This window comes from Burkholderiales bacterium, assembly GCA_036262035.1.
Classification (GTDB): Bacteria; Pseudomonadota; Gammaproteobacteria; order Burkholderiales; family SG8-41; genus JAQGMV01.
Window position 1 is genome coordinate 78,276 of sequence record DATAJS010000010.1, and the last position, 23,977, is coordinate 102,252.

19 protein-coding genes and 2 pseudogenes are annotated in these 23,977 nt (G+C 67.5%); 2 read left to right on the forward strand and 19 right to left on the reverse strand.

The window, feature by feature from the left end; translation table 11 throughout:
• The 19 genes and pseudogenes from VHP37_08350 to def all read right to left on the reverse strand — a co-directional run bounded on the left by VHP37_08350 (nucleotide 1) and on the right by def (nucleotide 21,607).
• Complete coding sequence (locus VHP37_08350; GenBank protein HEX2826342.1) at nucleotides 1-828, reverse strand: SDR family oxidoreductase; 828 nt, start codon at nucleotides 826-828, stop codon at nucleotides 1-3.
• 5 nt (nucleotides 829-833) lie between these two features.
• Nucleotides 834-2,369, reverse strand: coding sequence for a carboxyl transferase domain-containing protein (locus VHP37_08355; protein ID HEX2826343.1), 1,536 nt, complete (start codon nucleotides 2,367-2,369; stop codon nucleotides 834-836).
• 107 nt (nucleotides 2,370-2,476) lie between these two features.
• Nucleotides 2,477-3,634 (reverse strand): acyl-CoA dehydrogenase family protein, encoded by a 1,158-nt coding sequence (locus VHP37_08360; GenBank protein HEX2826344.1) that lies wholly within the window; start codon nucleotides 3,632-3,634, stop codon nucleotides 2,477-2,479.
• A gap of 77 nt (nucleotides 3,635-3,711) precedes the next feature.
• Nucleotides 3,712-4,674, reverse strand: a complete 963-nt coding sequence (locus VHP37_08365; GenBank protein ID HEX2826345.1) for a tripartite tricarboxylate transporter substrate binding protein — start codon at nucleotides 4,672-4,674, stop codon at nucleotides 3,712-3,714.
• Between the two features lie 30 nt (nucleotides 4,675-4,704).
• Complete coding sequence (locus VHP37_08370) at nucleotides 4,705-5,139, reverse strand: cupin domain-containing protein (GenBank protein HEX2826346.1); 435 nt, start codon at nucleotides 5,137-5,139, stop codon at nucleotides 4,705-4,707.
• Between the two features lie 64 nt (nucleotides 5,140-5,203).
• On the reverse strand, nucleotides 5,204-6,571 hold the full coding sequence (locus VHP37_08375; GenBank protein HEX2826347.1) for an amidohydrolase family protein: 1,368 nt from the start codon (nucleotides 6,569-6,571) through the stop codon (nucleotides 5,204-5,206).
• A complete protein-coding gene (locus VHP37_08380) occupies nucleotides 6,537-7,616 on the reverse strand; it encodes a GTP-binding protein (protein ID HEX2826348.1) in 1,080 nt (359 codons plus the stop codon). The genes VHP37_08375 and VHP37_08380 overlap by 35 nt, the downstream gene beginning before the upstream one ends.
• A 127-nt stretch (nucleotides 7,617-7,743) precedes the next feature.
• On the reverse strand, nucleotides 7,744-8,781 hold the full coding sequence (locus VHP37_08385; GenBank protein HEX2826349.1) for a class I fructose-bisphosphate aldolase: 1,038 nt from the start codon (nucleotides 8,779-8,781) through the stop codon (nucleotides 7,744-7,746).
• A 99-nt stretch (nucleotides 8,782-8,880) separates the two neighbouring features.
• Entirely contained in the window at nucleotides 8,881-10,311 is a 1,431-nt protein-coding gene (gene pyk, locus VHP37_08390; GenBank protein ID HEX2826350.1) for a pyruvate kinase, read from the reverse strand.
• Nucleotides 10,308-11,486: a phosphoglycerate kinase gene (locus VHP37_08395; GenBank protein ID HEX2826351.1), complete on the reverse strand. Its 1,179-nt coding sequence runs from the start codon at nucleotides 11,484-11,486 to the stop codon at nucleotides 10,308-10,310. Before VHP37_08395 ends, pyk begins: the two co-directional genes overlap by 4 nt.
• Before the next feature lie 205 nt (nucleotides 11,487-11,691).
• Nucleotides 11,692-12,705 carry a type I glyceraldehyde-3-phosphate dehydrogenase gene (gene gap, locus VHP37_08400; GenBank protein HEX2826352.1) on the reverse strand — a complete coding sequence of 338 codons (1,014 nt, stop codon included), beginning with the start codon at nucleotides 12,703-12,705 and terminating at the stop codon, nucleotides 11,692-11,694.
• Nucleotides 12,706-12,722: 17 nt separating this feature from the next.
• Complete coding sequence (gene tkt, locus VHP37_08405) at nucleotides 12,723-14,723, reverse strand: transketolase (GenBank protein ID HEX2826353.1); 2,001 nt, start codon at nucleotides 14,721-14,723, stop codon at nucleotides 12,723-12,725.
• A gap of 143 nt (nucleotides 14,724-14,866) precedes the next feature.
• Nucleotides 14,867-15,049: pseudogene (locus VHP37_08410) on the reverse strand (helix-turn-helix domain-containing protein).
• A gap of 324 nt (nucleotides 15,050-15,373) precedes the next feature.
• A pseudogene (locus VHP37_08415) lies at nucleotides 15,374-16,126 on the reverse strand (response regulator).
• A gap of 28 nt (nucleotides 16,127-16,154) precedes the next feature.
• On the reverse strand, nucleotides 16,155-18,359 hold the full coding sequence (locus VHP37_08420; GenBank protein HEX2826354.1) for an ATP-binding protein: 2,205 nt from the start codon (nucleotides 18,357-18,359) through the stop codon (nucleotides 16,155-16,157).
• Nucleotides 18,356-18,904 (reverse strand): DUF4390 domain-containing protein, encoded by a 549-nt coding sequence (locus VHP37_08425; protein ID HEX2826355.1) that lies wholly within the window; start codon nucleotides 18,902-18,904, stop codon nucleotides 18,356-18,358. Before VHP37_08425 ends, VHP37_08420 begins: the two co-directional genes overlap by 4 nt.
• Before the next feature lies 1 nt (nucleotide 18,905).
• Nucleotides 18,906-20,177 carry a 16S rRNA (cytosine(967)-C(5))-methyltransferase RsmB gene (gene rsmB, locus VHP37_08430; protein ID HEX2826356.1) on the reverse strand — a complete coding sequence of 424 codons (1,272 nt, stop codon included), beginning with the start codon at nucleotides 20,175-20,177 and terminating at the stop codon, nucleotides 18,906-18,908.
• On the reverse strand, nucleotides 20,177-21,100 hold the full coding sequence (fmt, locus tag VHP37_08435; protein ID HEX2826357.1) for a methionyl-tRNA formyltransferase: 924 nt from the start codon (nucleotides 21,098-21,100) through the stop codon (nucleotides 20,177-20,179). Before fmt ends, rsmB begins: the two co-directional genes overlap by 1 nt.
• Before the next feature lie 3 nt (nucleotides 21,101-21,103).
• Nucleotides 21,104-21,607 carry a peptide deformylase gene (gene def / locus VHP37_08440; GenBank protein ID HEX2826358.1) on the reverse strand — a complete coding sequence of 168 codons (504 nt, stop codon included), beginning with the start codon at nucleotides 21,605-21,607 and terminating at the stop codon, nucleotides 21,104-21,106.
• A 123-nt stretch (nucleotides 21,608-21,730) separates the two neighbouring features.
• Here def and VHP37_08445 point away from each other — a divergent pair, with 123 nt between their 5' ends.
• Nucleotides 21,731-22,867 (forward strand): LysM domain-containing protein, encoded by a 1,137-nt coding sequence (locus VHP37_08445; protein ID HEX2826359.1) that lies wholly within the window; start codon nucleotides 21,731-21,733, stop codon nucleotides 22,865-22,867.
• A 25-nt stretch (nucleotides 22,868-22,892) separates the two neighbouring features.
• Entirely contained in the window at nucleotides 22,893-23,975 is a 1,083-nt protein-coding gene (gene dprA, locus VHP37_08450; GenBank protein ID HEX2826360.1) for a DNA-processing protein DprA, read from the forward strand.
• Nucleotides 23,976-23,977 lie beyond the last annotated feature (2 nt).

The window sequence follows — 23,977 nt, forward strand, 5'->3', positions numbered from 1 at the left end:
TCAGTTCGCCGCGCGGCGCACTTCGCCGCCGGTCATGAGGAACACGTCGCCGCTGATCCAGCGCGCATGCGGGCCGCACAGGTAGCGCACCAGCTCCGCGACCTCTTCGACGGTGCCCGCGCGCCCCAGCGGCACGCTCGCGAGGCGCTTCTCCCAGCGCCCGCCTTCGCGCAGCATGTCGACCCGCGCGGTGTCGAGAATTCCCGGCGCGATGACGTTGGCGGTGATGCCGTGCGGCCCGAGCTCCGCGGCGAGCACGCCGTTGAGCGCGTGTATCGCGGCCTTGGACGCGCTATACGCCGAGAACGCCGCCTGCGCCTTGAGCGCCGCACCCGACGAGATGCTGACGATCGTGCCGCCTTCGCCCTGGGCGATCATGCGGCGCGAGACGTATTTCGAGCAGAGCATCGTGCCGTTGAGGTTGACGTCGACGATGCGGCGCCACACGTCGTCGTCGAGATCCTGCAACGGCACGCGGTCGTCGCCGCGCGCGAACGTCGCGTTGTTGATCAGGATATCGACGCGGCCGTAAGCGGCGACGGTCTCGTCGACCATGCGCTGTACCGCAGCAGACGAGGTGACGTCGACCGTGAGCGCGAGCGCGCGTACACCGAGCTCGCGAATCTCCGCGGCGATCGCCTCGGCGCCGGTCCAGCCGCTTTCGCGCTCGTCGCGCGGCAGGTCGGCGGCCGGCTTGAGCCCGCTGCCGGTGACGACCACGTCGGCGCCGGCGCGCGCGAGGCACAGCGCGATCGCGCGTCCCAGACCGCGCTTACGCGTCGCGCCGGTGACGATCGCGACCTTCCCGGCGAGCTCGCGCTCGGCCATGCCGCTCAGTAGCTCGTCGGCCAGTTGCGCAAGAGGTGCTCGCCGACGCCTTTCTTCATGCGCAGGCGATGGATCTGGAGCGTGCGGATGAGGTAGTCGCGCGTGTCGCGCGGGTCGAGCACGGTCTGCGCTTCGTACAGCTCGGCGAGACCCCACGCCGAGGTGTCGCGCTCGACTTCGGCCTTCAGCTGCTTGAAGCGCTCGGGGTCGTCCTCATGCTTGACGCCGTACAGCACGTTCACCGACACCGCGGGATCCATGAACCCCAGGTCCGCGGTCGGCCACACGGCGACTTCGTCGGCATTGCGGCCGCCCGCCATGTTGATGAACGCCTGACCGTAGCTCTTGCGCATGATGACTGTGATCTTGGGCACGGTGACCAGCGTCATCGCGTTCATCCAGTTGATCACCTTGCCCGGCATGCCGCGAATCTCGCCTTCGAGGCCGATGAGAAAGCCCGGCACGTCGACGAGGTACACCAGCGGGATGTTGAACGAGTCGCACAACACCATGAAGCTCGTGACCTTCTGGCACGCGTCGGCGTCGAGCGCGCCGCCCTTGAACAGCGGGTTGTTGGCGATGAAGCCCACGCTCTTGCCGTCGAGCCGCGCGAGCACCGTCGCCGCCGACTTGCCGTAGCGCTCTTTCAGCTCGAATGTCGAGCCCTTGTCCGCGATCGCCTGGATCACCTTGCGCACGTCGTACACCTTGTTGCGCGACTCGGGCAGGATCTCGAGCATCTTGCGGCACGGCTCGTCCGAGCCTTCGGGCACCGGGTGCTCGGGCGGCGCTTCCATGTTGTGGCTCGGCAGATACGAGAGAAACTTCTTGATCGCGTCGATCGCCTGCTCGTCGGTGTCGACCGCCATGTCGGCGAGGCCCGATACGCCGGTCAGGAGCTTCCAGCCGCCGAGCTCCTCGGCCGAGATCGGCTTGTTGATCGCGATCGAGGTCACATTGGGGCTGGCGATCGCCATGATCGCGCCTTTGCGCATCACTACGAAGTCCGACATCGCCGAATACCACGTCGACGAGCCGTAGCACTGGCCGAGCAGCGCGGAGCACCACGGCGCTTCGCGCAACCGCTGATACTCGGTGGGATCCTGCGCGATGATCGCGCGGCCCGCGGCGCCCATGCGGTCGGGCATGCGCGCACCGCTCGATTCGCCGAGCAGCACCAGCGGCATGCCGCGCTTGGCCGCGACCTGCTTCACGTGCTTGATCTTCTTCATGTTGATCACCGCGGACGATGCGCCCATCACGGTGAAGTCGTTCGACACCAGCGCGACCTCGCGGCCGTCGATGCGGCCGAAGCCCGCGACTTTGCCGTCGGAGGGGGTCTTGTGCTTGACCTCGGGACGGACGCTGCGCGCGTAGCGGCCCGATTCGATGAAGCTGCCTTCGTCGAGCAGGTAGTCGATGCGCTCGCGCGCGTTGAGCACGCCTTCGGCCTTGCGCCTGGCGAGCTTCTCGGGGCCGCCCATGGCGAGCGCCTCGGCGGTCTTGCGCTGGTATTCCTCCAGCAGGGATTCGAAAGCCATGGAGTCCTTCTCGGGGAAGTACGGGGGGAGGGTCCTGAGGCTAAAGGGCGGGCGGCGGGGCTGTCAACAGATTGTCGACAATCCTACGACCCGCCCGGGGCGGCGTCTCAGCCGGTCGGGCCCCGCCGCAGCATCTGCCGCGCGATGACGAGCTGCTGGATCTGGCTGGTGCCCTCGAAGATCCTGAAGAGCCGGACATCGCGGTAGAAGCGCTCGACCGCATATTCCTGCATGTAGCCGGCGCCGCCGTGAATCTGCACCGCGCGGTCGGCGACGCGGCCCACCATCTCCGACGCGTAGAGCTTGCAGCACGCCGCTTCCATGGTCACCGATTCGCCGTCGTCGCGCTTGGTCGCGGCGTCGAGGACCATGCACTTCGCCGCATAGAGCTCGGTCTGGCTGTCGGCGAGCATCGCCTGCACGAGCTGGAACTCGCCGATGGCCTGGCCGAACTGCTTGCGCTCGGACGCGTACGCCAGCGCTTCGTCGAGGATGCGCGTCGCAGCGCCCACGCACACCGCCGCGATGTGGATGCGCGCCTTGTCGAGCACCTTCATCGCGGTCTTGAAACCCATGCCTTCGACGCCGCCGATGATGTTGGCGGCGGGCACTTTGGCGTTGTCGAAGATCACGTCCGCGGTCTGCGCGCCGCGCTGGCCCATCTTCTTGTCCGGTCGGCCGATCGTGAGCCCGGGCGTGTCGCGCTCGACGATGAACGCGGTGACGCCGCCCGCGCCTTTCGTCTGCGGGTCGGTGCGCGCCATCAGCGTGAAGATGCCCGCCTGCGGCGCGTTGGTGATGTAGCGCTTGGTGCCGTTGACGACGTAGTGCTCGCCTTCGCGCCTTGCGCTGGTCGTGAGCGAGGCCGCGTCGGAGCCGCTGCCGGGCTCGGTCAGCGCGAACGAGCCGATGAGCTCGCCGGAGGCCAGGCGCGGCAGGTATGTCTTCTTCTGCTCTTCGGTGCCGTCGAGCACGATGCCGACCGAGCCTATGCCGTTGTTGGTGCCCGCGATCGAGCGGAAAGCGGGCGACGCGCGGCACCACTCGAACGCCACGCGAACCTCTTCTTCCATGGTGAGGCCCAGCCCTCCGTATTCCTCGGGTATCGTCAGGCCGAAAAGGCCCATCTCGCGCATCTCCCCGAGGACGTCGGCCGGAATCGCGTCGGTGTCGACGAGCTCGGGCTCGCGCGGGATGAGCCGCTCGCGCACGAACCGCTGGATCGTGGCGAGCAGGATGTTGAAGCTTTCGGGATCTCGAATCATTTATTACGGGTGAAGGATGAAGGGTGAAGGGTGAAAGAGGCGAGGATACTAGGCTTTACCCTGCACTCTTCACCTCATCACTCGCCCTTGATCCCTGCCGCCTTGATCACTTTCGCCCATTTGGCGATCTCGGCCTGCATGAAAGCGGTGTACTGCTCCGGCGTGTTGCCGACCGGGTCGGCGCCGAGGCCGCGCAGCTTCTCGTCGACCTCGGGGGTCTTGATCGCTTTCACCGTCTCGGTGTGCAGCCGGTCGACGATGGCCTTGGGCGTCTTCGCGGGCACGGACAGGCCGTAGAAGGCGGTCACTTCGTAACCCGGCACACCGCTCTCGGCGATCGTCGGGATGTCGGGCGCGGCGGGCGCGCGCTTCGCGCCGGTGACCGCGAGCGCGCGCAGCTTGCCTTCGCGCGCCTGGCGGATGACCGTCGGCATGTTGCCGAAGTAGAGCGAGACCTCGCCCGAGAGCAGCGCGACGAGGCCCGGCCCGCCGCCCTTGTAGGGGATGTGCACCCACTTCACGCCGGTCATGTATTCGAAGAGCGCCGCAGACAGGTGCACGGTGGTGCCGGTGCCCGACGAGCCGTAGTTGATCTTGCCGGGATTCTTCTTCGACAGCGCGATCAGCTCCTTCACGTTCTTCGCCGGCAGCGACGGATGCGCGACGAGCAGGTTCTGCGCTTCGGCGATCAGCGTGATGAACGCGAAGTCCTTGATCGAATCGAACGGCAGCTTCATGAGCGAGGGGTTCGTCGCGTGACCTGGCGCGTTGAGCAGCATCGTGTAGCCGTCGGGCACCGCGCGCGCCCCGATCTCGGTCGCGATGGCGGTGTTCGCGCCGCCGCGGTTGTCGACGATGACCTGCTGGCCGAGCAGCTCGCCGAGCTTGGGCGCTATCACGCGCGCGACGATGTCGTTGGTGCCGCCGGGCGGAAACCCGACGATGAAGCGGATCGGTTTGCTGGGATAGGTCTGGGCCTGGGTGATTGCGGGTGCCGCCGCGGCGAGCAACGCGCCGGCGCAGCAGATCAGATTCTTCACGTTCGGTTTCTCCTCGTCGTTGTGGTTGTCTTACTTCGGTCCGAAGCCTTCGAGATAGGCCGGACCGTCCATCGTGCCGTCGACGGCCTTGCCGATGATGCCGTGCGAGAGATCCTTGATCGCGACGAAGATGACGTCTTCGTCCGGCGTCGAGACCAGCCGGTGCGGCGCGTTCGCCGGGATGTAGATCAGCGTCCCCGCCGGCGCGTCGATCGGTTTGCCGTTCACCTCGCCCTGCAGGCGTCCTTTCACGACGAGGTTGAACTGCTCGTTGGGATGGCTGTGCATGCGCGAGCCGGTGCCGCGCGGCTTGTGGATGTAGCCGACGAGCATCCGCTCGCCTTCGACCACGCCGCCGTGCGCGCTCGAGTAACCCGTGCCCGCCGCCACCTTCTTCACGTTCGCAAAATCGTACTGGTAGGTGTCTTCGCCGCCCTTGACTGCGCCTTCGGTTTTCGTCGTCATCGCTCCTCCGTTAAAGCCCACCCCCACCCTGACCCTTCCCCCGAGGGGGAGGGAACGGAGGGAGTTACAGGTAATCGACGATCTTCCAGTCGCCCTGCTTCACGTTCACCACGTTGCGGCTCTTGCCCGCGCGGCGGTCGGCGTAGACGCGGCCTTCCTTCATGACGAGCTGGATGTTCGACTTCTGCTGCAGGCACGCGATGTCGGCGACGGGATCGCCCTTGACCGCGATGAGATCGGCGAGCTTGCCCGCTTCGATCGTGCCGAGCTCTTGTCCGAGCTTGATCGCTTCCGCGGCGTTCTTCGTCGCAGTCTGGATCGCGTGCATCGGCTTCATGCCGAGCTTCACGTAGATCTCGAGCTCCGCGGCGTTGGTGCCCATGTGCGGCTCGAAGCCCATGTCGGTGCCCATCGCGATCTTGATGCCGGCCTTGTACATCTTCTGGAACGTTTCAAAGCAGAAGGGCTGGAGATACTTCATCTTCTTCAGCACGAATTCCGCGGTGCCGACTTCGCGCCGGAGCTGGATCGCGTGATCGGTGCGGTGCGAGAGCGTCGGCGTCACCGGCACGCCGGCTTCCTTGATCAGCTGAATCGTCTCGTCGTCGCTGAACACCATGTGCTCGATGGTGTCGGTGCCGGCTTTCAGGGCCATGCGCTGCGCCTGCGTGGTGAAGCAGTGCACCGCGGTGATCTTGTGCAGGGCATGGGCCTCGTCGACGATCGCGTCGAGCTCTTCCTGCGTCATGTTGCGGATGTCCGGCTCTTCCTTGTCGGTGCCGCCGCCGCCCGACGCGCAGGTCTTGATGACGTCGGCGCCCGCGAGGAGGTTCTTGCGCGCGAGCTTGCGCAGCTCCCACGGGCCGTCGGCGGTGTTGAACCCGAAGCGGACCATGGCGCGCGGCTGTATGAGGTCGAGATGCGAGCCGGTCATCGTGGTGAACGCCCCGATCAGCATGCGCGGCCCTTCGAGGATGCCGGCGTTGATCGAGTCGCGCACCGCGCACATCTCGTCGACGAGCAGCCCGCGCGGACCGTTCATGCCGAGGTCGCGCAGCGTGGTGAAGCCCATGTCGAAGCAGTTCTGCGCGTGGAACAGCGCATACATCTGCTGCAGGTGCGGCATGATCTCGAACTGCGCGACGCGGTGGTTGTGGAACGTCATGCAGTTGAACATCGCGGTGTGGATGTGCAGATCCATCATCCCCGGCATGAGGGTGCAGCCTTCGGCGTCGAGCACCTCGGCGTCCTGCGGAATCGCGCTCGCGAACGCCGGGTCGTCGCGGCTGCCGACGGCCTTGATGTGACGGCCCTGGACGACGACGACCGCGTTTTTCAGGGGCTCGCCGCCGTTGCCGTCGATGAGAGACGCGCCGCGGACGATGGTGACAGGGCCTCTATCGGCCTCGTTCAGGAACTCCTGCGACTTCACGGGACTCCTCCATGGGCTTGAAGCCCTGCATCGCGGCGACGAACTGCGCGTACGCCGCCGGATCGATCGTTTTTGTCATTCGCTGCGGCGCGTAGTCGAAAGCTTCGAACGTGCGCTCTATGTCTTCCCGGTCCATGTCTTTCACAATGAAGACGAGCCTCGAGCGGCGCTCTTCATCGGGCCATGCGTCGAGCACGACCGGCTCGTGCACGACCGTCTGCACCGCCTGCACCACGACCGGCTCCCCGTCGACGTTGAGCAACCCTTTGACGCGCAGCAGGTTCGCGCCTTTGAGCCCCGCCAGCATGTCGAGCCAGAGCATCAGTCCGGCGCCGCGGATCGGACGCTCGTGGACGAAGGAGTACGAGCGCACGTGCGTATCGTGAGAGTGATGTTCGTCGTCGTGCTTCGGCGCGCGCAGCCAGCGCTGCGCAGCCGCGTCGGCGCCGCGCAGCAGGAGCGCCGGATCGATCTCGCCGCGCACCGCTTCGTGCACGTCGGCGGTCGGGTTGAGCGCGCCGAGCTTGGTGCGCAGCGAGCGCACCGCCTCGGACGCGGCGAGGTCGGTCTTGGTGACGATCAGCGCATCGGCGACCGCCGCCTGCTTCACCGATTCGTCGTGCGCGTCGAGCTGCCCCTCACCGTGGAGCGCATCGACGAGCGTCACGACTGCGTGCAGGCGATACACCGTGCGCAGGCTCTCCTCGGCGACGATGGTCTGCAGCACCGGCACCGGATCGGCAAGCCCCGTCGTTTCGATCAGGAGATGCGCGAACGGCGGCACGTCGCCGCTCGCGCGCCTGGCGTAAAGATCGGTGAGGGTCTGGACGAGATCGCCGCGCACCGTGCAGCACAGGCAGCCGGTGTCGAGCAGCACCATGTTCTCCGCCGGTGTGGCGACGAGCAGGTGATCGATGCCGACTTCGCCGAACTCGTTGATGATCACCGCCGCGTCGCCGAGCTCGGGCGCGCGCAGCAGGCGATTGAGCAGCGTGGTCTTGCCGCTGCCCAGGAAGCCGGTGAGGAGGGTGACGGGGATGGACATGATGGGGTGCCCGTCGACTGTAGCAAAAAAGGGCGCCCTTCGGCGCCCTTCGTTTTGCGGTGCGCTTGCGCGCATCCTACGGTGATACCTGGCGGTTTTCGTAGGGTGCGTGATAACGCACCACGCCTTATGCCGCCTTCGCCTGCTTCTCGTCCGCGTCGGAGTACTTGCCGGCGCACGCGAGGCTGTTCATGCGCGAGCGGTGGAGCAGCGCGGCCTGGCCGGCGGCGACGTTCGCCGCGGCGCCTTTCCACGCCTTGAGCGACGGCGCCTGCAGCGCGCGGCCATAGGAGAACGACACCGGCCACGGCAGCTTGCCCGCGAAGTCGCGGTTCATCGCGTTCAGGTGTGCGGTGGCGACCTCGTCGCTCTGGCCGCCCGACAGGAACACGATGCCGGCGACGGCGCCGGGCACGGTGCGCTTGAGGAGCTTGATCGTACGCTCGGCGACTTCGTCGATGCCCGCCTGCGACTTGCACTTATTGCCCGAGATCACCATCGAGGGCTTGAGCACCGAGCCTTCGAGGAGCACCTTGTTCACGTACAGCGCGTCGTACACCTCGTTCAGCGTCCACTCGGTGACCGCCTCGCAGCGGTCGATGTCGTGCTCGCCGTCCATCAGCACTTCGGGCTCGACGATCGGCACCAGGCCCGCTTCCTGGCAGATCGCGGCGTAGCGCGCGAGCGCGTGCGCGTTCTCGACGATGCAGGTGTTGCTCGGGATGTCCTTGCCGATGGTGATGACCGCGCGCCACTTCGCGAACTTGGCGCCCATCTTCACGTACTCGGCGCAGCGCTTGGGCAGGCCGTCGAGGCCTTCGGTGATCGTCTCGCCGGGGCAGAACGGCAGCGGCTTGGCGCCCGCGTCGACCTTGATGCCGGGCAGGACGCCCTGCTTCTGGAGCAGCTCGACGAAGGGCGTGCCGTCGGCCGACTTCTGGCGGATCGTCTCGTCGAACAGGATCACGCCGCTGATGTACTTGCCGAGGTCCTTGGTGGTGAACAGCATGTCGCGATAGGCGCGGCGGTTCTCCTCGACGTTCTCGACCTTGATGCTGTTGAAGCGCTTCTCGATAGTGCCGGTGCTCTCGTCGGCGGCGAGGATGCCTTTGCCGGAAGCGACCATCGCCTGTGCGGTTGCGATGAGGTCTTTTTCTGATGCCATGGGGTTCTCCTGCGGGGGCTGACTAAGGTGGGGGCTGACGCCGGGCTGGTATTCTAGCGCCGCCCCTCGCGGGGCGGCCACGGGGCGCAAAACGCGTACCTAAGCATGGCGGTGCTCGCCGACTTTGACGATCTTCATGGTGTTGGTGCCGCCGGCCTTGCCGTAGGGCTCGCCGATCGTGAGCACCATGTAGTCGCCGCGCTGCACCGCACCGCGCTTCAGGAGCTCGTCTTCCGCCATGGCCAGCGCCTTCTCCGGATCGCGCGCGCCCTTGAACTTGACCGGATAGACGCCGCGGAAGAGCGTCACCTTGCGGCGGGTCTCGATCACCGAGCTCATGGCGTACACCGGCACGGCGCTGGCGAAGCGCGACATGAGGAGCGCGGTCTTGCCGCTCTGCGTCATCGCGGCGATGGCCTTGATGTTGAGATTGTTGGAGGTGAAGATCGTCGCGCGCGCGATCGCCTCCTCGACCTCCGAGGGCGGCAGCTCGCGGCGCCGCTCGACCGCGATGAGGTCCTCCTTCTCCGCTTCGACGCATACCCGCGCCATCGCCGCGACGGTCTCGGCGGGATACTTGCCCGTGGCGGTCTCGGCGGAGAGCATCACCGCATCGGTGCCGTCGAGGACCGCGTTCGCGACGTCCGACACTTCGGCGCGGGTCGGGATCGGGCTGGTGATCATCGACTCCATCATCTGCGTCGCGGTGATCACCGGGCGGTTCTTCTCTCGTGCGAGGCGGATCATGCGTTTTTGTAATGCCGGGATGACGGCATCGCCGACCTCGACCGCGAGGTCGCCCCTCGCGACCATGATCGCGTCGGTCGCATCGAGGATCTCGTCGAGCGCGGTGATCGCTTCCGCGCGCTCGATCTTGGCGACGATGAGGCTGTTGCCGCCGGCCTTGATCATGAGCTGGCGCGCCCAGCGGATGTCTTCGCCCGAGCGCGGAAACGACACGCCGAGGAAATCGGCCTTGAGCTCGGCCGCGGTCTCGATGTCGCGCATGTCCTTCTCGGTGAGCGCGGGCGCGGTGAGGCCGCCGCCGAGGCGGTTGATGCCTTTGTTGTTCGAGAGCACGCCGCCCTGCTCGACCACCGTGCTGATGCGAGAGCCGCGCACGCCCGACACGCCGAGCACGATGCGGCCGTCGTCGAGCAGCAGCGTATCGCCCTTGCGCACATCCTTCGGCAGGTTCTTGTAATCGAGGCCGACGCCGCCGATGTCGCCCATCGTGCGCTCGGCGTCGAGCACGAAGCTCTCGCCGCCGACGAGGTTGATGCTGCCGTCGCTGAACTTGCCGATGCGGATCTTCGGGCCCTGCAGGTCGACGAGCACGCCCACCGCGCGGCCGGCCTTGCGCGCGAGGCTGCGCACCAGCTCGACGCGCTTCTTGTGCTCGGCCGCGGTGCCGTGCGAGAAGTTCATGCGCACGACGTCGAGACCGGCTTCGATCATGCGCGAGAGCGTCTTGGCGTCGCTCGACGCAGGTCCGAGGGTGGCGACGATCTTCGTGCGGCGCTGATTCATGAGGCGGCCCTTTGTTCGAGAATTTCGATGGCGGGAAGCTTCTTACCCTCGAGGAACTCGAGGAAAGCGCCGCCGCCCGTCGAGATGTAGGAGATGCGGTCCGCAATCCTGTACTTCGCGACGGCCGCAAGGGTGTCGCCTCCTCCCGCGATGGAGAAGGCCGGGGACTCGACGATCGCTTCGGCGATGCGCTTCGTGCCGTTGGCGAACTGGTCGAACTCGAATACGCCGACCGGACCGTTCCAGACGATCGTTCCGGCTTGCTTCAACGACTGCGCGAGCGCTTCGGCGGTCTCGGGACCGATGTCGAGGATGAGGTCGTCGTCGGCGACTTGCGAGGCGCTCTTGGTTTCCGCTTTCGCGCTTTCCGCGAATTCCTTCGCGGTGACGACGTCGCTCGGAACCGGCACCGAGCCGCCTTTGGCCTTCAGCACGTCGGCGATCTTCTTCGTTTCGTCGACAAGCTCGGGCTCGGCGAGCGACTTGCCGATCTTGCCGCCGGCAGCGAGCAGGAACGTGTTGGCGATGCCGCCGCCGACGATGAGCTGGTCGACCTTGTCGGCGAGCGACGCGAGGATCGTGAGCTTGGTCGACACCTTCGAGCCGCCGACGATCGCGACCAGCGGCCGCGCCGGCTTCTCCAGTGCGCGCGACAACGCGTCGATCTCCGCGGCCATCAGCGGTCCGGCGCACGCGACCTTGGCGAAGCGCGCGATGCCGTGCGTCGTCGCCTCGGCGCGATGCGCGGTGCCGAAGGCGTCGTTGACATAGATGTCGCAGAGCGCGGCCATCTTCTTCGACAGCGCTTCGTCGTTCTTCTTCTCGCCCTTGTTGAAGCGGCAGTTCTCGAGCAGCACGACCTCACCGGGTTTCACGTCGACGCCGTCGAGCCAGTCGCGCTTCAGCGCTACCTCCTTGCCGAGCAGCTTCGAGAGATGCACCGCAACCGGCGCGAGCGATTCGGATTCCTCGAACACGCCTTCTTTCGGGCGGCCGAGGTGCGAGGTCAGCATGAGCGCCGCGTTCTTCTCCAGCGCGAGCCTGATGCCGGGAAGCGCGGCGCGGATGCGGGTGTCATCGGCGATATTTCCGTCTTTCAACGGGACGTTGAAATCCTCCCGGATGAGCACTCTCTTGTTGGAGAGATCCAGGTCGGACATTTTCAGGATAGGCATAGTGCGGCGGCTCGAAGCTGAAGTACTGCGTGAACGGGTGAACGGGTAAAAACGGAGAGGGTATCGCAGAGACGTGACAAAAGCGAAACGGGCTGTGGTGCAGCGCCCCATAAGCGAAAAGCGGGCCGAAGCCCGCTTTTCGTCGATCGCTGCGCAGATGCAGGGTCTCGCGAGACCTACCCGTTCACCCGTTCACGCCTTCAAATCACTTGGCGCTCATCAGCGCCACCGTGGTATCCAGCATGCGATTGCTGAATCCCCACTCGTTGTCGTACCACGACAGCGCCTTGACCAGCACGCCGTTGGAGACCTTGGTGAGGCTTGCGTCCACGATGGACGACGCCGGGTTGTGGTTGAGGTCGCTCGAGACGATGGGCTCTTCGGTGTACTCGAGGATGCCTTTGAGCTCGCCTTCCGAGGCGGCCTTCAGCACCTTGTTCACTTCCTCGACCGTCGTCGCGCGGCCGGCGGTGAAGGTGAGGTCGACCAGCGAGACGTTGGGCGTGGGCACGCGCACCGCGAAGCCGTCGAGCTTGCCGTTGAGCTCCGGCAGCACCAGGCCGACCGCGGCGGCGGCGCCGGTCTTGGTCGGGATCATGTTGAGCGCGGCGGCGCGGGCGCGGCGCAGGTCCTCGTGATAGACGTCGGTCAGCACCTGGTCGTTGGTGTACGAGTGCACCGTGGTCATCAGGCCCTGCACGATGCCGATCTTGTCGTGCAGCGCCTTCGCCAGCGGCGCGAGGCAGTTCGTCGTGCACGAGGCGTTCGAGATCACGGTGTCGCCCGCCTTGAGCGTCTTGTGGTTGACGCCGTAGACGATCGTCGCGTCGACGTCCTTGCCGCCGGGCGCCGAGATGATCACTTTCTTGGCGCCGCCCTTGAGGTGCGCGCCCGCCTTCTCCTTGGTCGTGAAGAGGCCGGTGCACTCGAACACCACGTCCACGCCCAGCGAGCCCCACGGCAGCTCGGCGGGATTGCGCTGCGCGAGCACCTTGATGCGGTCGCCGTTGACGACCATCGAATCGCCGTCGACCTGCACCGTGCCGTTGAACTTGCCGTGCACGGTGTCGTGGCGCGTGAGGTGCGCGTTGGTCTGCGCGTTGCCGAGGTCGTTGATCGCGACGATCTGGATGTCGTGCTTCTTGCCGCTCTCGTAGAGTGCGCGAAGGATGTTGCGGCCGATGCGGCCGTAGCCGTTGATGGCGACTTTGATGGTCATAAATCTCTCCGTGAAAACTATTCCAGGACCTGCTTCACGGTCTTCACCACGTTGTCCGCGGTGAAGCCGAAGTACTCGAAAACGTCCGCCGCCGGCGCCGATTCGCCGTAGCGGTCGATGCCGACGACCGCGCCGTCGAGCCCCACGTACTTGCGCCAGTAATCGGTGACGCCCGCTTCCACCGCGACGCGCGGCAGCCCTCGCGGCAGCACCGCGTCGCGATACGCCGCGTCCTGGCGGTCGAACACCGAGGTCGACGGCATCGAGACGACCCGCACGTGGATGTCTTCCGCGGCGAGCGCTTTCTGCGCGTCCAGCGCAAGCTGCACTTCCGAGCCGGTCGCCACGATGACCGCACGCGCCGTGCCCGCGGCCTCCGCGAGCACGTAGGCGCCGCGCGCGATGTCCGACTGCTGTTCCGCGGTGCGGCTCTGGAACGCGAGGTTCTGGCGCGACAGCAGCAGGCTCGTCGGACCGTCCTTGCGCTCGACCGCGGCGAGCCACGCCGCCAGGGTCTCGACGCTGTCGCAGGGGCGCCAGACGTCCATGTTCGGGATGAGGCGCAGGGTCGCCGCGTGCTCGATCGGCTGGTGCGTCGGGCCGTCCTCGCCGAGACCGATCGAATCGTGGGTGAAGACGTGGATCACGCGCTGCTTCATGAGCGCGGCCATGCGCAGCGCGTTGCGCGCGTAATCGGAGAACGTCAGGAAGGTCGCGTCGAACGGGATGATGCCGCCGTGCAGGGCGAGCCCGTTCGCGATCGCGGCCATGCCGAACTCGCGCACGCCGTAGTAGATGTAGTTGCCGCCGCCGTCGCGGCCGATGCCTTTGCTGCCCGACCATAGAGTGAGGTTCGACGCCGCGAGATCGGCGGAGCCGCCGACCATTTCCGGCAGCACCGGCCCGAGCGCTTCGATCGCGTTCTGCGACGCTTTGCGCGTCGCGATCGTCTCGCCCTTCTCCACGACTTGGGCCATCAGGCTCGCGCGCTGCTCGGCCCAGCTCGCCGGCAGCTCGCCTTTGAGGCGGCGCTCGAGCTCGGCGGCGCGCTCGGGCTGCGCGGCTCCATACGCCCGCAGCTTTTCGTTCCAGTCCTGCTCGTAGCGCGCGCCGCGCTCGCGCGCGTCCCAGCCGCCGTAGATGCGCTCGGGAATCTCGAACGCCGGATACTGCCAGGCCAGCGCTTCGCGGGTCGCGGCGACTTCGTCGACGCCGAGCGGCGCGCCGTGCGCCGCGCCGGTGTTCGCTTTTTTCGGCGAGCCTTTGCCGATCGTGGTCTTGCAGCAGATCAGCGTCGGGCGCGAGCGCTCGGCCTTCGCTTTGCGGATCGCGGCGTCGATCGCCTCGGGATCGTGGCCGTCGACGCCGGCGATCACGTGCCAGCCGTACGCCTCGAAGCGCTTCGGCGTGTCGTCGGTGAACCACTGCTTCATCCGGCCTTTTTCGGAATCGATCGAGATCCCGTTGTCGTCCCAGAAGCCGATCAGCTTGCCCAAGCCCAGCGTGCCCGCGAGCGAGCACGCCTCGTGCGAGATGCCTTCCATCAGGCAGCCGTCGCCGAGAAATACGTAGGTGTGGTGATCGACGATCGCGTGCTCGGCGGTGTTGAACTCCGCCGCGAGCGCGCGCTCGGCGATCGCCATGCCCACCGCGTTGGCGAGCCCCTGGCCGAGCGGGCCGGTGGTCGTCTCGACCCCCGGCGCGTAGCCGTACTCGGGATGGCCGGGCGTCATCGAGTGCAGCTGGCGGAACTTCCTGAGCTCCTCCATCGGAAGCTGATAGCCCGACAGGTGCAGCAGCGAGTAGAGCAGCATCGATCCGTGGCCGTTGGAGACCACGAAACGATCGCGATTCGGCCACTTCGGGTTGGCGGGGTTGTGGCGCAGGTGGCCGTTCCAGAGCACTTCGGCGATATCCGCCATGCCCATCGGCATGCCGGGATGGCCGGAGTTCGCCTGCTGCACGGCGTCCATGGCGAGCGCGCGGATCGCGTTCGCGAGTTCGAGGCGGGAGGTCATGGGTAGGGCGGGGGTAGAGCGGGGAAAACAGTGATTATACAACCCGCTAACTCCGCGGACAGCCGCCGGCAGGAAAGGAGGTCTCGGAGGGAAACCTGGGTTTCCCTCCGAGGCGTTCACCGGCGCGGAAAGCGCAGCGCCCGCTAGCTTTCTTCCATCTTCCTCGTCACCCTGATCCCCAACTGCTTGAGCTTGCGATAAAGGTGCGTCCGCTCCAGCCCCACCGTGTCCGCCACGCGGCTGATGTTCCCGCCTTCCTTGGCGATGTGGTACTCGAAATAGACGCGCTCGAAGGCGTCCCGGGCGTCGCGCAGGGGCAGGTCGAAGGGCAGATCCTGCGAGCGGGTGCGCGCGGGGTCGGCCTGCGGCAGGACGCGCTCGACGTCGTCGAGCGTGATCTCGTCGCCCAGTGCGGTCTGGGCGAGGGTCTGCACGGTCGTCTGGAGCTGGGTGAGGTTGCCCGGCCAGTCGTAATGGCGCAGCGCGTTGAGCGCGGCGATCGAGAACTCGCGCGGAGGCACTTCCTTCGCCTCGATCATCTGCGACAGCACGAGATTGGCGATGTCGGGCACGTCCTCGCGGTGCTCGCGGAGCGACGGCACGCGGATGCTGGTCGCGGACAGCGCCGCATACAGCCGCGAATCGAACGCGCCGGAGGCGACGAGCTCTGCGAGCTGGCGCGTGGCGCCGGCGATCACGCGGGCGTTGTAGCGGTCGAGCTTGGAGACGAGGAGCAGGAGCCCGCGCTGCTCGATGCGCGAGAGCTCCGCGACGTCGTGGAAGAACAGCGTGCCTTCGCGCGCCGACGCGAGCAGGTCGAGCGGCGCGTCTGCCAGCTTCGCCGTCGATTCGACCGACACCCACGGGGTGTTCCGCGCGTGCAGCGAGCGTGCGCAGAGCTCAACGCCGCAGCCCGGCTCGGCGACGAGCAGCACCGGCGTGCGCAGGTTGGCGATGCGCTCGAGCCTGGTCTTGAGCTCGTTGATCAGCGGCGAGCGGCCGAGCGCGGCGAGCGACAGGCTCGCCTGCGGCTCGGCCGCGCCGTGCTTCAACGCACGGCCGACGGTCGAGAGCAGCTTCTGCAGCGCGATGGGTTTCTCGAGGAAATCGAACGCGCCGATGCGCGTGGCCTGCACCGCGGTGTCTATCGTGCCGTGACCCGACATCATCACCACCGGCATCGTCAGCAGACCGGCGCTCGCCCATTCCTTCAGCAGCGTGATCCCGTCGGTGTCGGGCATCCAGATGTCGAGGAGCACGAGATCGGGACGGGCGCGGCTGCGGTACGCCCGCGCTTCGCCCGCGTTCTCGGCGAGGCGTACGTCGAAGCCCTCCTCGGAGAGGATTTCCGAGAGGAGCTCGCGGATGCCCATCTCATCGTCGACGACCAGGATTTGTTGCATGCCCGCTTCCTTCCTGTTCGCTACAGTCTCACGCCGCCGACTGCACGGCGGCAAGCCGCGCCGCCGCGGTCGGAAGGTTGATCGTGACGCGCGCGCCCGAGGGCGGGATGTTGCCGACCGCGACGTCGCCGCCGTGCTCCTCGACGATCTTCTTGACGATCACGAGGCCGAGACCGGTGCCCTTGGGCTTGGTGGTTACATAAGGCTCGAAGGCGCGCTTCATGAGGTTCTCGGGAAAACCGGCGCCGTTGTCGGCGACCGAAAAGCGCACGCGTGCGTCGAGCGCGGAGGTCGTGATGACGATGCGCGGCTCGGGGATCTCCTTGACCGCGTCCTGCGCGTTCTGCATCAGGTTGTGCACGACCTGCCGGAGCTGCGACGCGTCGCCGTAGATCGGCGGCAGCTGCGGATCGAGCTCGAGCGACACGCGCGAGCCCAGCGATTCGTAGAGCGTGAGCACTTCGCGCACGAGCGCGTTGAGGTCGAGCTCGCGCATCGCGGGCTCGGGCGTTCTCGCGTACTGGCTGAACGCGTCCACCATGCGCTTGAGCGCCGCGACCTGGTTGACGATGGTACGGGTGGAGCGCGTCAGCATGTCGGCGTCGGTGGAGGAGAGCTTGGGCGCGAGCTTGAGCTCGACGCGCTCGGCGGAAAGCTGGATCGGCGTGAGCGGGTTCTTGATCTCGTGGGCAAGGCGGCGTGCGACCTCGGCCCACGCCGCGTCGCGCTGCGCCTGCAGAAGATGCGTGACGTCGTCGAACACGACGACGTGCCCGCCTTCCGCGCCCGCCGACAGCCGCGCGCCGCGCAGCAGCAGCACCTGCGTTCCGTCCCTCGCTTCGCGCTCGATCTGATGCTCCCATTCCCCGCGCTCGTCGCTGGCAAATGCCGTGCGGAGCAGCTGGGACAGCGGTGCGAGCGACGGGTCGAGCGCGTCCCATGCGCCGAGCTCGCGGTCGATGAGCGGCGAGCAGTCGAGCTGGAGGATCTGGTGCGCGCTGCGGTTGGCGGAGCGCAGCTTCAGATCGTCGTCGAAGGCGAGCACGCCCGCCGACAGGTTGACGAGGATGCTCTCCAGGTGCGCCTTGGCATGCGCGAGCTCGGCCTCCTTGCGCTGCGCCTCGGCGCGCGCTTCGGCGAGCTGGAGCGTCATGCTGTTGAACGATCGCGTCAGCATGCCGAGCTCGTCGCGCGACGGATCGGCGGCTCGCTGGCTGAAGTCGCCCTGGGCGACCGCGCGCGTGCCTTCGACGAGCACGTTGAGCGGCGCGGACAGCCGGTCGGACAGCAGGAACGATGCGCCGATCGCGGACAGGAGCGCGAGCAGCAGCGCGAGCGTGAGCGTAATCCCGTACAGGCGCTTCAAGCCGCGCCGCGAGAGCTGCAGCTCCTGGTACTCGCTGTAGCCCGACTGCACGGTCTCGGCGTCGCGGCCGAGCTCCTGCGGCACCGGCTGCAGGAGCTGCACCGCGCGCGCCTCTTCGGTGAGCGATGCGACGTTCACCGGCGCGACCACGCGCAAGTACAGGCCGCGCTCGGGGATGTGCTCGATCGCGGCATACGTCTGCTGCAGCCTGAGCTTGCGCATCGCCGCCGGGCTCGGCGGATCGGGTGCGATGCCCGTGATCTCGCTGCCGGCGAATCCGATGAGCTTGCCGCGCTGGGTATACAGCGTCACTTCCTGCACGCCGACCTGCTGGCGCAGCGAGTTGAGCAGCGCGACGTGCTCCGCGGTCGGCTTCACCGACAGCGAGGTCGCGATCACGTCGGCTTTCTTGCTCAGATCCTTGAGCATGCCGTCGAGCGCCGCGCGGCCGATGTTGAGGCCCGCTTCGAGCGCCTTGTCGATGCGCACCTCGAACCACGACTCGATGCTCTTGCCGAGGAACTGCACCGAAACCGCGTAGATGAGCGCGCCGGGCACGATCCCGATCAGCGCGAACAGGACGACCAGCCGCAGCGTGAGCTTGGAGCCGAACACCCGCGCGCGGAGCTTGCGCCGCAGGATGTAGAGCTGATAGCTCACCAGCGCCACGAGCACGAGCGCGATGCCGCCGTTCAGCGCGAGCAGCAGCGGATAGCGCTCGGCGAAGAGCGCGGTGTTGGCCGCGGCGGTCGCGAGCAGGAACAAGGTCACTGCCGCGAGCGCCATGCAGCCGACGAGCACGTAGCGCAGCCATCCCGGCGCTTTCACGGCCGTCACATGGATCGCGCGTTCGCCCGTTCGTCTCATGGTCCCACCGTCCAGCGATACCAGTCCGAGCTCACCTGCCACTGACTCGACCCGAGCGCGCTCACCTGGAAAGGTTTCGGGAGCTGCGAGGTATCGAGCCTCAGGCGCAGCGCGGCGATGTACTGCGCGTCGCGGCGCACCGCGCCGGGATCCACCTCCACCCGCCGCCTGAACCGGCTCATCACCTCCAGCGCCTCGCCGACCGTCGCATAGTTCTGGTACAGGTTGCCGACGCCGAGACGATATTGCCGCGTCAGCGCGTTGAACGAAAGCCGATACTGCTGGTGCAGCGCTAGGACCCGGTCGTTGAACCAGTACCAGCGCGGCCGGATAAGCTCGAAATCGAGCGCGAAATAGAGCGGCACGCCCTTGTTGAGCGCGTCCTCGAGGGTGGGCGTGAGCTGGATGTCGAACTGCGCATCGATCTGGATCGCGCCGTCCTCGACCGTCACGGTCGGCTTGCGGATCTCGATGCCCTGCCCGAAGCCCGCCAGCGCGGTGAGCGCGAGCCAGGCGGCCAACAGCCAGCTCAGCGCGCTGCGCACGTCAAGTCTTCTGCAGCAACGCGTAGAAGAAGCCGTCATGCCGTTCGTCCGGAAGGATCTGCCCCGCGATGGTTTGTGCGTTGGTAGCCGGCGCCGGAAGCGTGACGCGCCGCGCGTCGCGGTGGCATGCAAGGAAACGTTCTATCTGCGCGTGATTTTCGTCGCGAAAGACAGAGCACGTCGCATACAGCAATTTACCATCGATGGCGAGGAGCTGCCAAAGCGCGTCCAGGATGCCGGACTGCCTCTCGGCGAAACGCGCGATGTCGTCGGGCCGTCGCAGCCATTTGACGTCGGGATGGCGGCGCACCACGCCCGACGCCGAGCACGGCACGTCGGCGAGTATGCGGTCGTACGGCTTGCCGTCCCACCACGCCGCCGGCGCGGCGGCGTCGCCGCAGATGACATTCGCATCGAGATTCAGACGCACGAGGTTGTCCCGCACGCGCGCGAGGCGCGCTTCGTCGTTGTCGACCGCGTCGAGCTCGACCTCGCTCGTCTCGAGCACCGCCGCGGTCTTGCCGCCGGGCGCCGCGCACGCATCGAGCACGCGCGAGCCCGACGGCGCTTCAAGCGCGAGCGCGGCGTACTGCGCGGCGGCGTCCTGCACCGATGCGTCGCCGTCGGCGAAGCCCGGCAGCTTCTCCACGGGTACCGGCTTGTCGAGCATCACCGCGGCGCCGCCCAGCTCGGTCGCCTTCAGGCCTGCGGCTTCGAGCCGCGCCAGGTACTCGTGCACGCTCACCCGCCGGACGTTCACGCGCAGCGTGAGCGGGGGATGCGCGTTGCCCGCGAGCAGCATCGCATCGAACCGTTCGGGATATTGATCGCGCAACTTTTCTATCCACCATTGCGGATACGAATAGCGCCCGGCGTCGGATGCGGCGGCCTGCGCGAGCAGCGCGTCGCGCTCGCGCAGGAAATTGCGCAGCACCGCGTTGACCAGGCCTTTCGCCGCGGGCTTCACCGTCTCGCACGCGCGCACCGCGTGATCGACGATCGCGTACGGCGCAGCGCGGGTGTGCGCGAGCTGGTAGAGCGCGACGCGCAGCAGATTGCGCACCGCCGCGTCCTTCAGCGGCCTGGCCACCAGCGCATCGACGATCGCGTCGATCTGACCGAGAAAGCGCAGCGTGCCGTAGGCGACGTCCTGCAGCGCGCCGCGCGAATCCGCGGCCACTTCGGAGAGCGCCGCACGGAGCTCCGCATCGAGGCTGCGCCCGGCGAGCACGCGGCCGACGAGCCGTGCGCCCACGCGCTGGACGTCGAGCATCAGTCGCCGAGCCGTTCGCCGCGGGCGATCGGGGTGCCCGCGAGGAAGGCCGCAGCGGGCAGGCGTTTGCCGCCGGCGCGCTGCAGCGTAGTGAGGCGTAAGCCCTCGCCGTCGCCGCACGCGACGAGCACGCCGTCCTTATCCGCCGAGACGACCGTCCCGGCGGTCCCGGCCGCCACGCGACCCGCGGGCTCGGCGCGCCAGATCTTGAGCGGGGTCCCCGCATACGCGGTCACCGCGCCGGGCACCGGGTTGAACGCGCGCACCTTGCGATCGATCGCCGCCGCCGACTCGCTCCAGTCGATCGCCGCTTCCTTCTTGTCGAGCTTCGCGGCGTAGGTCGCGCGCGAGGCATCCTGCGCTTGCGGCACGCGCGTCTCTTCGAGCGCGCGCACGACGAGGCGAGCGCCCAGATCCTTCAGCCGGTCGTGCAGCGTCTGCGCGGTGTCGTCGGGCGCGATGCTCACCGCCTCCTCGAGGAGCACGGGCCCGGTGTCGAGGCCGGCGTCCATCTGCATGATGCTGATCCCGGTCTTTTCGTCACCGGCGAGGATCGCGCGCTGGATCGGCGCGGCGCCGCGCCAGCGCGGCAGGAGCGATGCGTGGATATTGATGCAGCCGCGCTGCGGGATGTCGAGCACGACCTGCGGCACGATGAGCCCGTACGCCGCGACGATCATCGCGTCGGCGTCCAGGGCTCGCAGCTCGGCCTGGATCGTTTCGTCCTTGAGGGTGAGCGGCTGGCGCACCGGCAGCCCGAGCTCGCCGGCGACTTGTTTGACCGCCGAGGGCACGGTCTGCAGGCCGCGGCCGGAAGGCCGGTCGGGCTGGGTCAGCACGAGCGCGATCTCGTGGCCGGCTTGGGCGAGGGCGCGGAGCGCCGCCGCCGCGAACTCGGGCGTGCCGGCGAACACGAGTCTCATGGGCTACATCGCGGCGCGCTGCTGTTTCTTCATCTTCGCGGCGATGCGCTGCTGCTTGAGCCGCGACAGATAATCGACGAAGACCTTGCCGTCGAGATGATCGATCTCGTGCTGTATACATACAGCCAGGAGACCCTCGGCCTCGATCGTGAACGGCTCGCCGTCGGCGCCGAGCGCCCGCACTTTCACGCGCTCGGCGCGGGTCACGCGGTCGTAGACGCCGGGAACCGACAGGCAGCCTTCCTCGTTCTCGGCTTGCCCGCTCGCCTCCTGGATCTCCGGGTTGATGAAGACCCGCAGATCGCGGTGGTCGTCCGAGATGTCGATGACGAGCACCCGCTCGTGAACGTCGACCTGGGTGGCGGCGAGACCGATACCCGGCGCGGCGTACATCGTCTCGGCCATATCGTTCACCAATTTCCGGATCCGCTCGTCGACCGCGCGCACCGGCGCGGCCACCTTGTGCAGGCGCGGATCGGGATAGTGCAAAATCGGCAACAAAGCCATAGAAAAACTTGCTACTGTAAGCAGCTAAATGCAGAATTTAAACCACTACGTCAGATTGCGGCCCGCCCCCCATGAGCTCGTGCGTGGGGCGCCAGACGCGCGTGGTTCATATTGGGGTGCGCAATGAGAAAAGCAATTATATCGCTGATTTTTCTGCTGACTTTGGCGGTCGGCACGTTTGCCGCGACGACGACCGCCGATCTTCAGCCGAACGCGCCCGACCGCTATACCGTCGTGCCCGGGGACACGCTCTGGGGCATCGCCACCCGCTTCCTGAAGGACCCGTGGCGCTGGCCGGAGCTGTGGCGGATGAACCAGAGCCAGCTCCGTAACCCGCATCGCATCTACCCCGGCGACGTGCTGGTGCTCGACCGCAGCGGCACCCAGGTCACCATGCGGCTCGACACCTCCCGGGTCGGCCCCCGGGCCCGCATCGAGCCGCGCGATGCCGACGCGATCCACGCGATCCCGCCGTCGGCGATCGAGCCGTTCCTGTCCAAGCCGCTCGTCGTGTCCGAGAACGAGCTCAAAGCCGCGCCCGAGATCGTCGCCACCCAGGAAGACCGCGTCATCCTCGGGGCGGGCAACGTCGCCTACGTCCGCGGGATCACCGGCAAGCCCGGCACGCGCTGGCAGATCTTCCGCCGCGGCGATCCCCTGGTCGATCCGGACACCAAAGAGTTTCTGGGCTACATCGCGCTCTATCTCGGGGAGGCGGAGATCGTGCGCCCCGGCGAGGTCACCACGGTCGAGCTCACCAAAGCGGTCCAGGAGGTCTACCGCGGTGACCGCTTGCTGCCGCTGCCGCCGGACAAGCCGATGTTCGGCTACGTTCCGCACGCGCCGCAGAACAAGGTGTCCGGACGCATCATCACGACCTACGGCGGGCTGTACGAAACCGGCCCTTTGTCGATCGTGACGCTCTCGCGCGGCGCCCGCGACGGCCTGGAAGTCGGGCACGTTCTCGCGCTCTATCGCGACCTGCGCAGCGCGCGCTATCACGAGCGCACCGAGCCCCTGTTCGGCCGGACCGGCCCGAGCGGCGACGACCGGCGCATTCCCTACGTCCCGCCGCCCGGCTCGTCCCGCGACAGCCCGCTCTTCGCGACCGAGCCGCCGATCAAGGCCGACGAGTTCAAGCTGCCGACCGAGCGCTACGGCCTCGTCATGGTGTTCCGCGTCTTCGACCGCGCCTCCTACGCGCTGGTGATGCAGGCCAGCCGGCCCGTCGCCGTTACCGACATCGTCGCCAACCCCTGAGCCGCCGCCTGCGGGCGGACGCCCCGTGGATCTCGACGAGGAGCTGGAAGCGTGGATGACGCTGGCGCTGGCGCCGGGGCTCTCCGCCGACGCTTTTCGTAAGCTCCTGGTCGCTTTCGGCGGCCCGCAGCAAGTCCTCCGCGCCAACCGGGCGGCGCTGGCCAGAGTCGTCCCCGCGGAGGCCGCGGACGCCGCGCTCGCGCCGGTGCCGCGCGAGCTCATGCAGGCGGTCGGCGCATGGCTCGACGATCCCCTCAACCGGCTGCTCACCTACGCCGACTCGGTGTATCCGCAGACGCTCCTGCAGATGCCCGATCCGCCGCCGGTGCTGTACGTCAAAGGCCGGGTCGATCTCCTGAACGGCCGCGCGCTCGCGATCGTCGGGAGCCGCAACGCGACCCGGCAGGGCGCCGAGCATGCCGAGTCGTTCGCGCATACGGTCGCCGACGCGGGGTTCACCATCGTGAGCGGGCTGGCGCAAGGCATCGACGCGGCGGCGCATCGCGGCGGCCTCAAGGGCAAGGCGTCGACGGTCGCGGTCGCGGGTACCGGTCTGGACACCGTTTACCCCGCGCGCAATCACGATCTCGCGCACGCGATCGCATCGCAGGGCTGTCTCATCTCCGAATTTCCGCTCGGCACGCCGCCGCTGCCCGCGAACTTCCCGCGGCGCAACCGCATCATCGCCGGCTTGGCGCGCGGCTGCCTCGTGGTCGAAGCCGCGGTGGCGAGCGGCTCGCTCATCACCGCGCGACTCGCGAACGAGCAGGGCAAGGAAGTGTTCGCGATTCCGGGATCGATCCATTCGCCGCTGTCGAAAGGCTGCCACGCGCTGATCAAGCAGGGCGCGAAGCTCGTCGAGACCGCCCAGGACATCCTCGAAGAGCTCGGCATGGCGAGCGGCGCACGCACACGCCGCAACGACCCTTCGGCGGATGCGGACACCGATCCGCTGCTCGACGCGCTCGGTTACGATGCGTGCGATATCGATATGCTTGCCGCCCGCACCGGCATTCCCGCGCAGGACATCGCCGCGCGCATCACCGAGTGGGAGATCGACGGCGTCGTCGAAGCGCTGCCCGGCGGCCGCTATCAGCGCATTCGTTAGCG

What these genes read in the sequence shown, in the direction of transcription:
- VHP37_08350 (HEX2826342.1), bottom strand. Translation starts at nt 828, where the DNA reads ATGGCCGAGCGCGAGCTCGCCGGGAAGGTCGCGATCGTCACCGGCGCG.
- VHP37_08355 (HEX2826343.1), bottom strand. Translation starts at nt 2,369, where the DNA reads ATGGCTTTCGAATCCCTGCTGGAGGAATACCAGCGCAAGACCGCCGAG.
- VHP37_08360 (HEX2826344.1), bottom strand. Translation starts at nt 3,634, where the DNA reads ATGATTCGAGATCCCGAAAGCTTCAACATCCTGCTCGCCACGATCCAG.
- VHP37_08370 (HEX2826346.1), bottom strand. Translation starts at nt 5,139, where the DNA reads ATGACGACGAAAACCGAAGGCGCAGTCAAGGGCGGCGAAGACACCTAC.
- VHP37_08380 (HEX2826348.1), bottom strand. Translation starts at nt 7,616, where the DNA reads ATGTCCATCCCCGTCACCCTCCTCACCGGCTTCCTGGGCAGCGGCAAG.
- VHP37_08385 (HEX2826349.1), bottom strand. Translation starts at nt 8,781, where the DNA reads ATGGCATCAGAAAAAGACCTCATCGCAACCGCACAGGCGATGGTCGCT.
- pyk (HEX2826350.1), bottom strand. Translation starts at nt 10,311, where the DNA reads ATGAATCAGCGCCGCACGAAGATCGTCGCCACCCTCGGACCTGCGTCG.
- VHP37_08395 (HEX2826351.1), bottom strand. Translation starts at nt 11,486, where the DNA reads ATGCCTATCCTGAAAATGTCCGACCTGGATCTCTCCAACAAGAGAGTG.
- gap (HEX2826352.1), bottom strand. Translation starts at nt 12,705, where the DNA reads ATGACCATCAAAGTCGCCATCAACGGCTACGGCCGCATCGGCCGCAAC.
- tkt (HEX2826353.1), bottom strand. Translation starts at nt 14,723, where the DNA reads ATGACCTCCCGCCTCGAACTCGCGAACGCGATCCGCGCGCTCGCCATG.
- VHP37_08420 (HEX2826354.1), bottom strand. Translation starts at nt 18,359, where the DNA reads ATGAGACGAACGGGCGAACGCGCGATCCATGTGACGGCCGTGAAAGCG.
- rsmB (HEX2826356.1), bottom strand. Translation starts at nt 20,177, where the DNA reads ATGCTCGACGTCCAGCGCGTGGGCGCACGGCTCGTCGGCCGCGTGCTC.
- fmt (HEX2826357.1), bottom strand. Translation starts at nt 21,100, where the DNA reads ATGAGACTCGTGTTCGCCGGCACGCCCGAGTTCGCGGCGGCGGCGCTC.
- def (HEX2826358.1), bottom strand. Translation starts at nt 21,607, where the DNA reads ATGGCTTTGTTGCCGATTTTGCACTATCCCGATCCGCGCCTGCACAAG.
- VHP37_08445 (HEX2826359.1), top strand. Translation starts at nt 21,731, where the DNA reads ATGAGAAAAGCAATTATATCGCTGATTTTTCTGCTGACTTTGGCGGTC.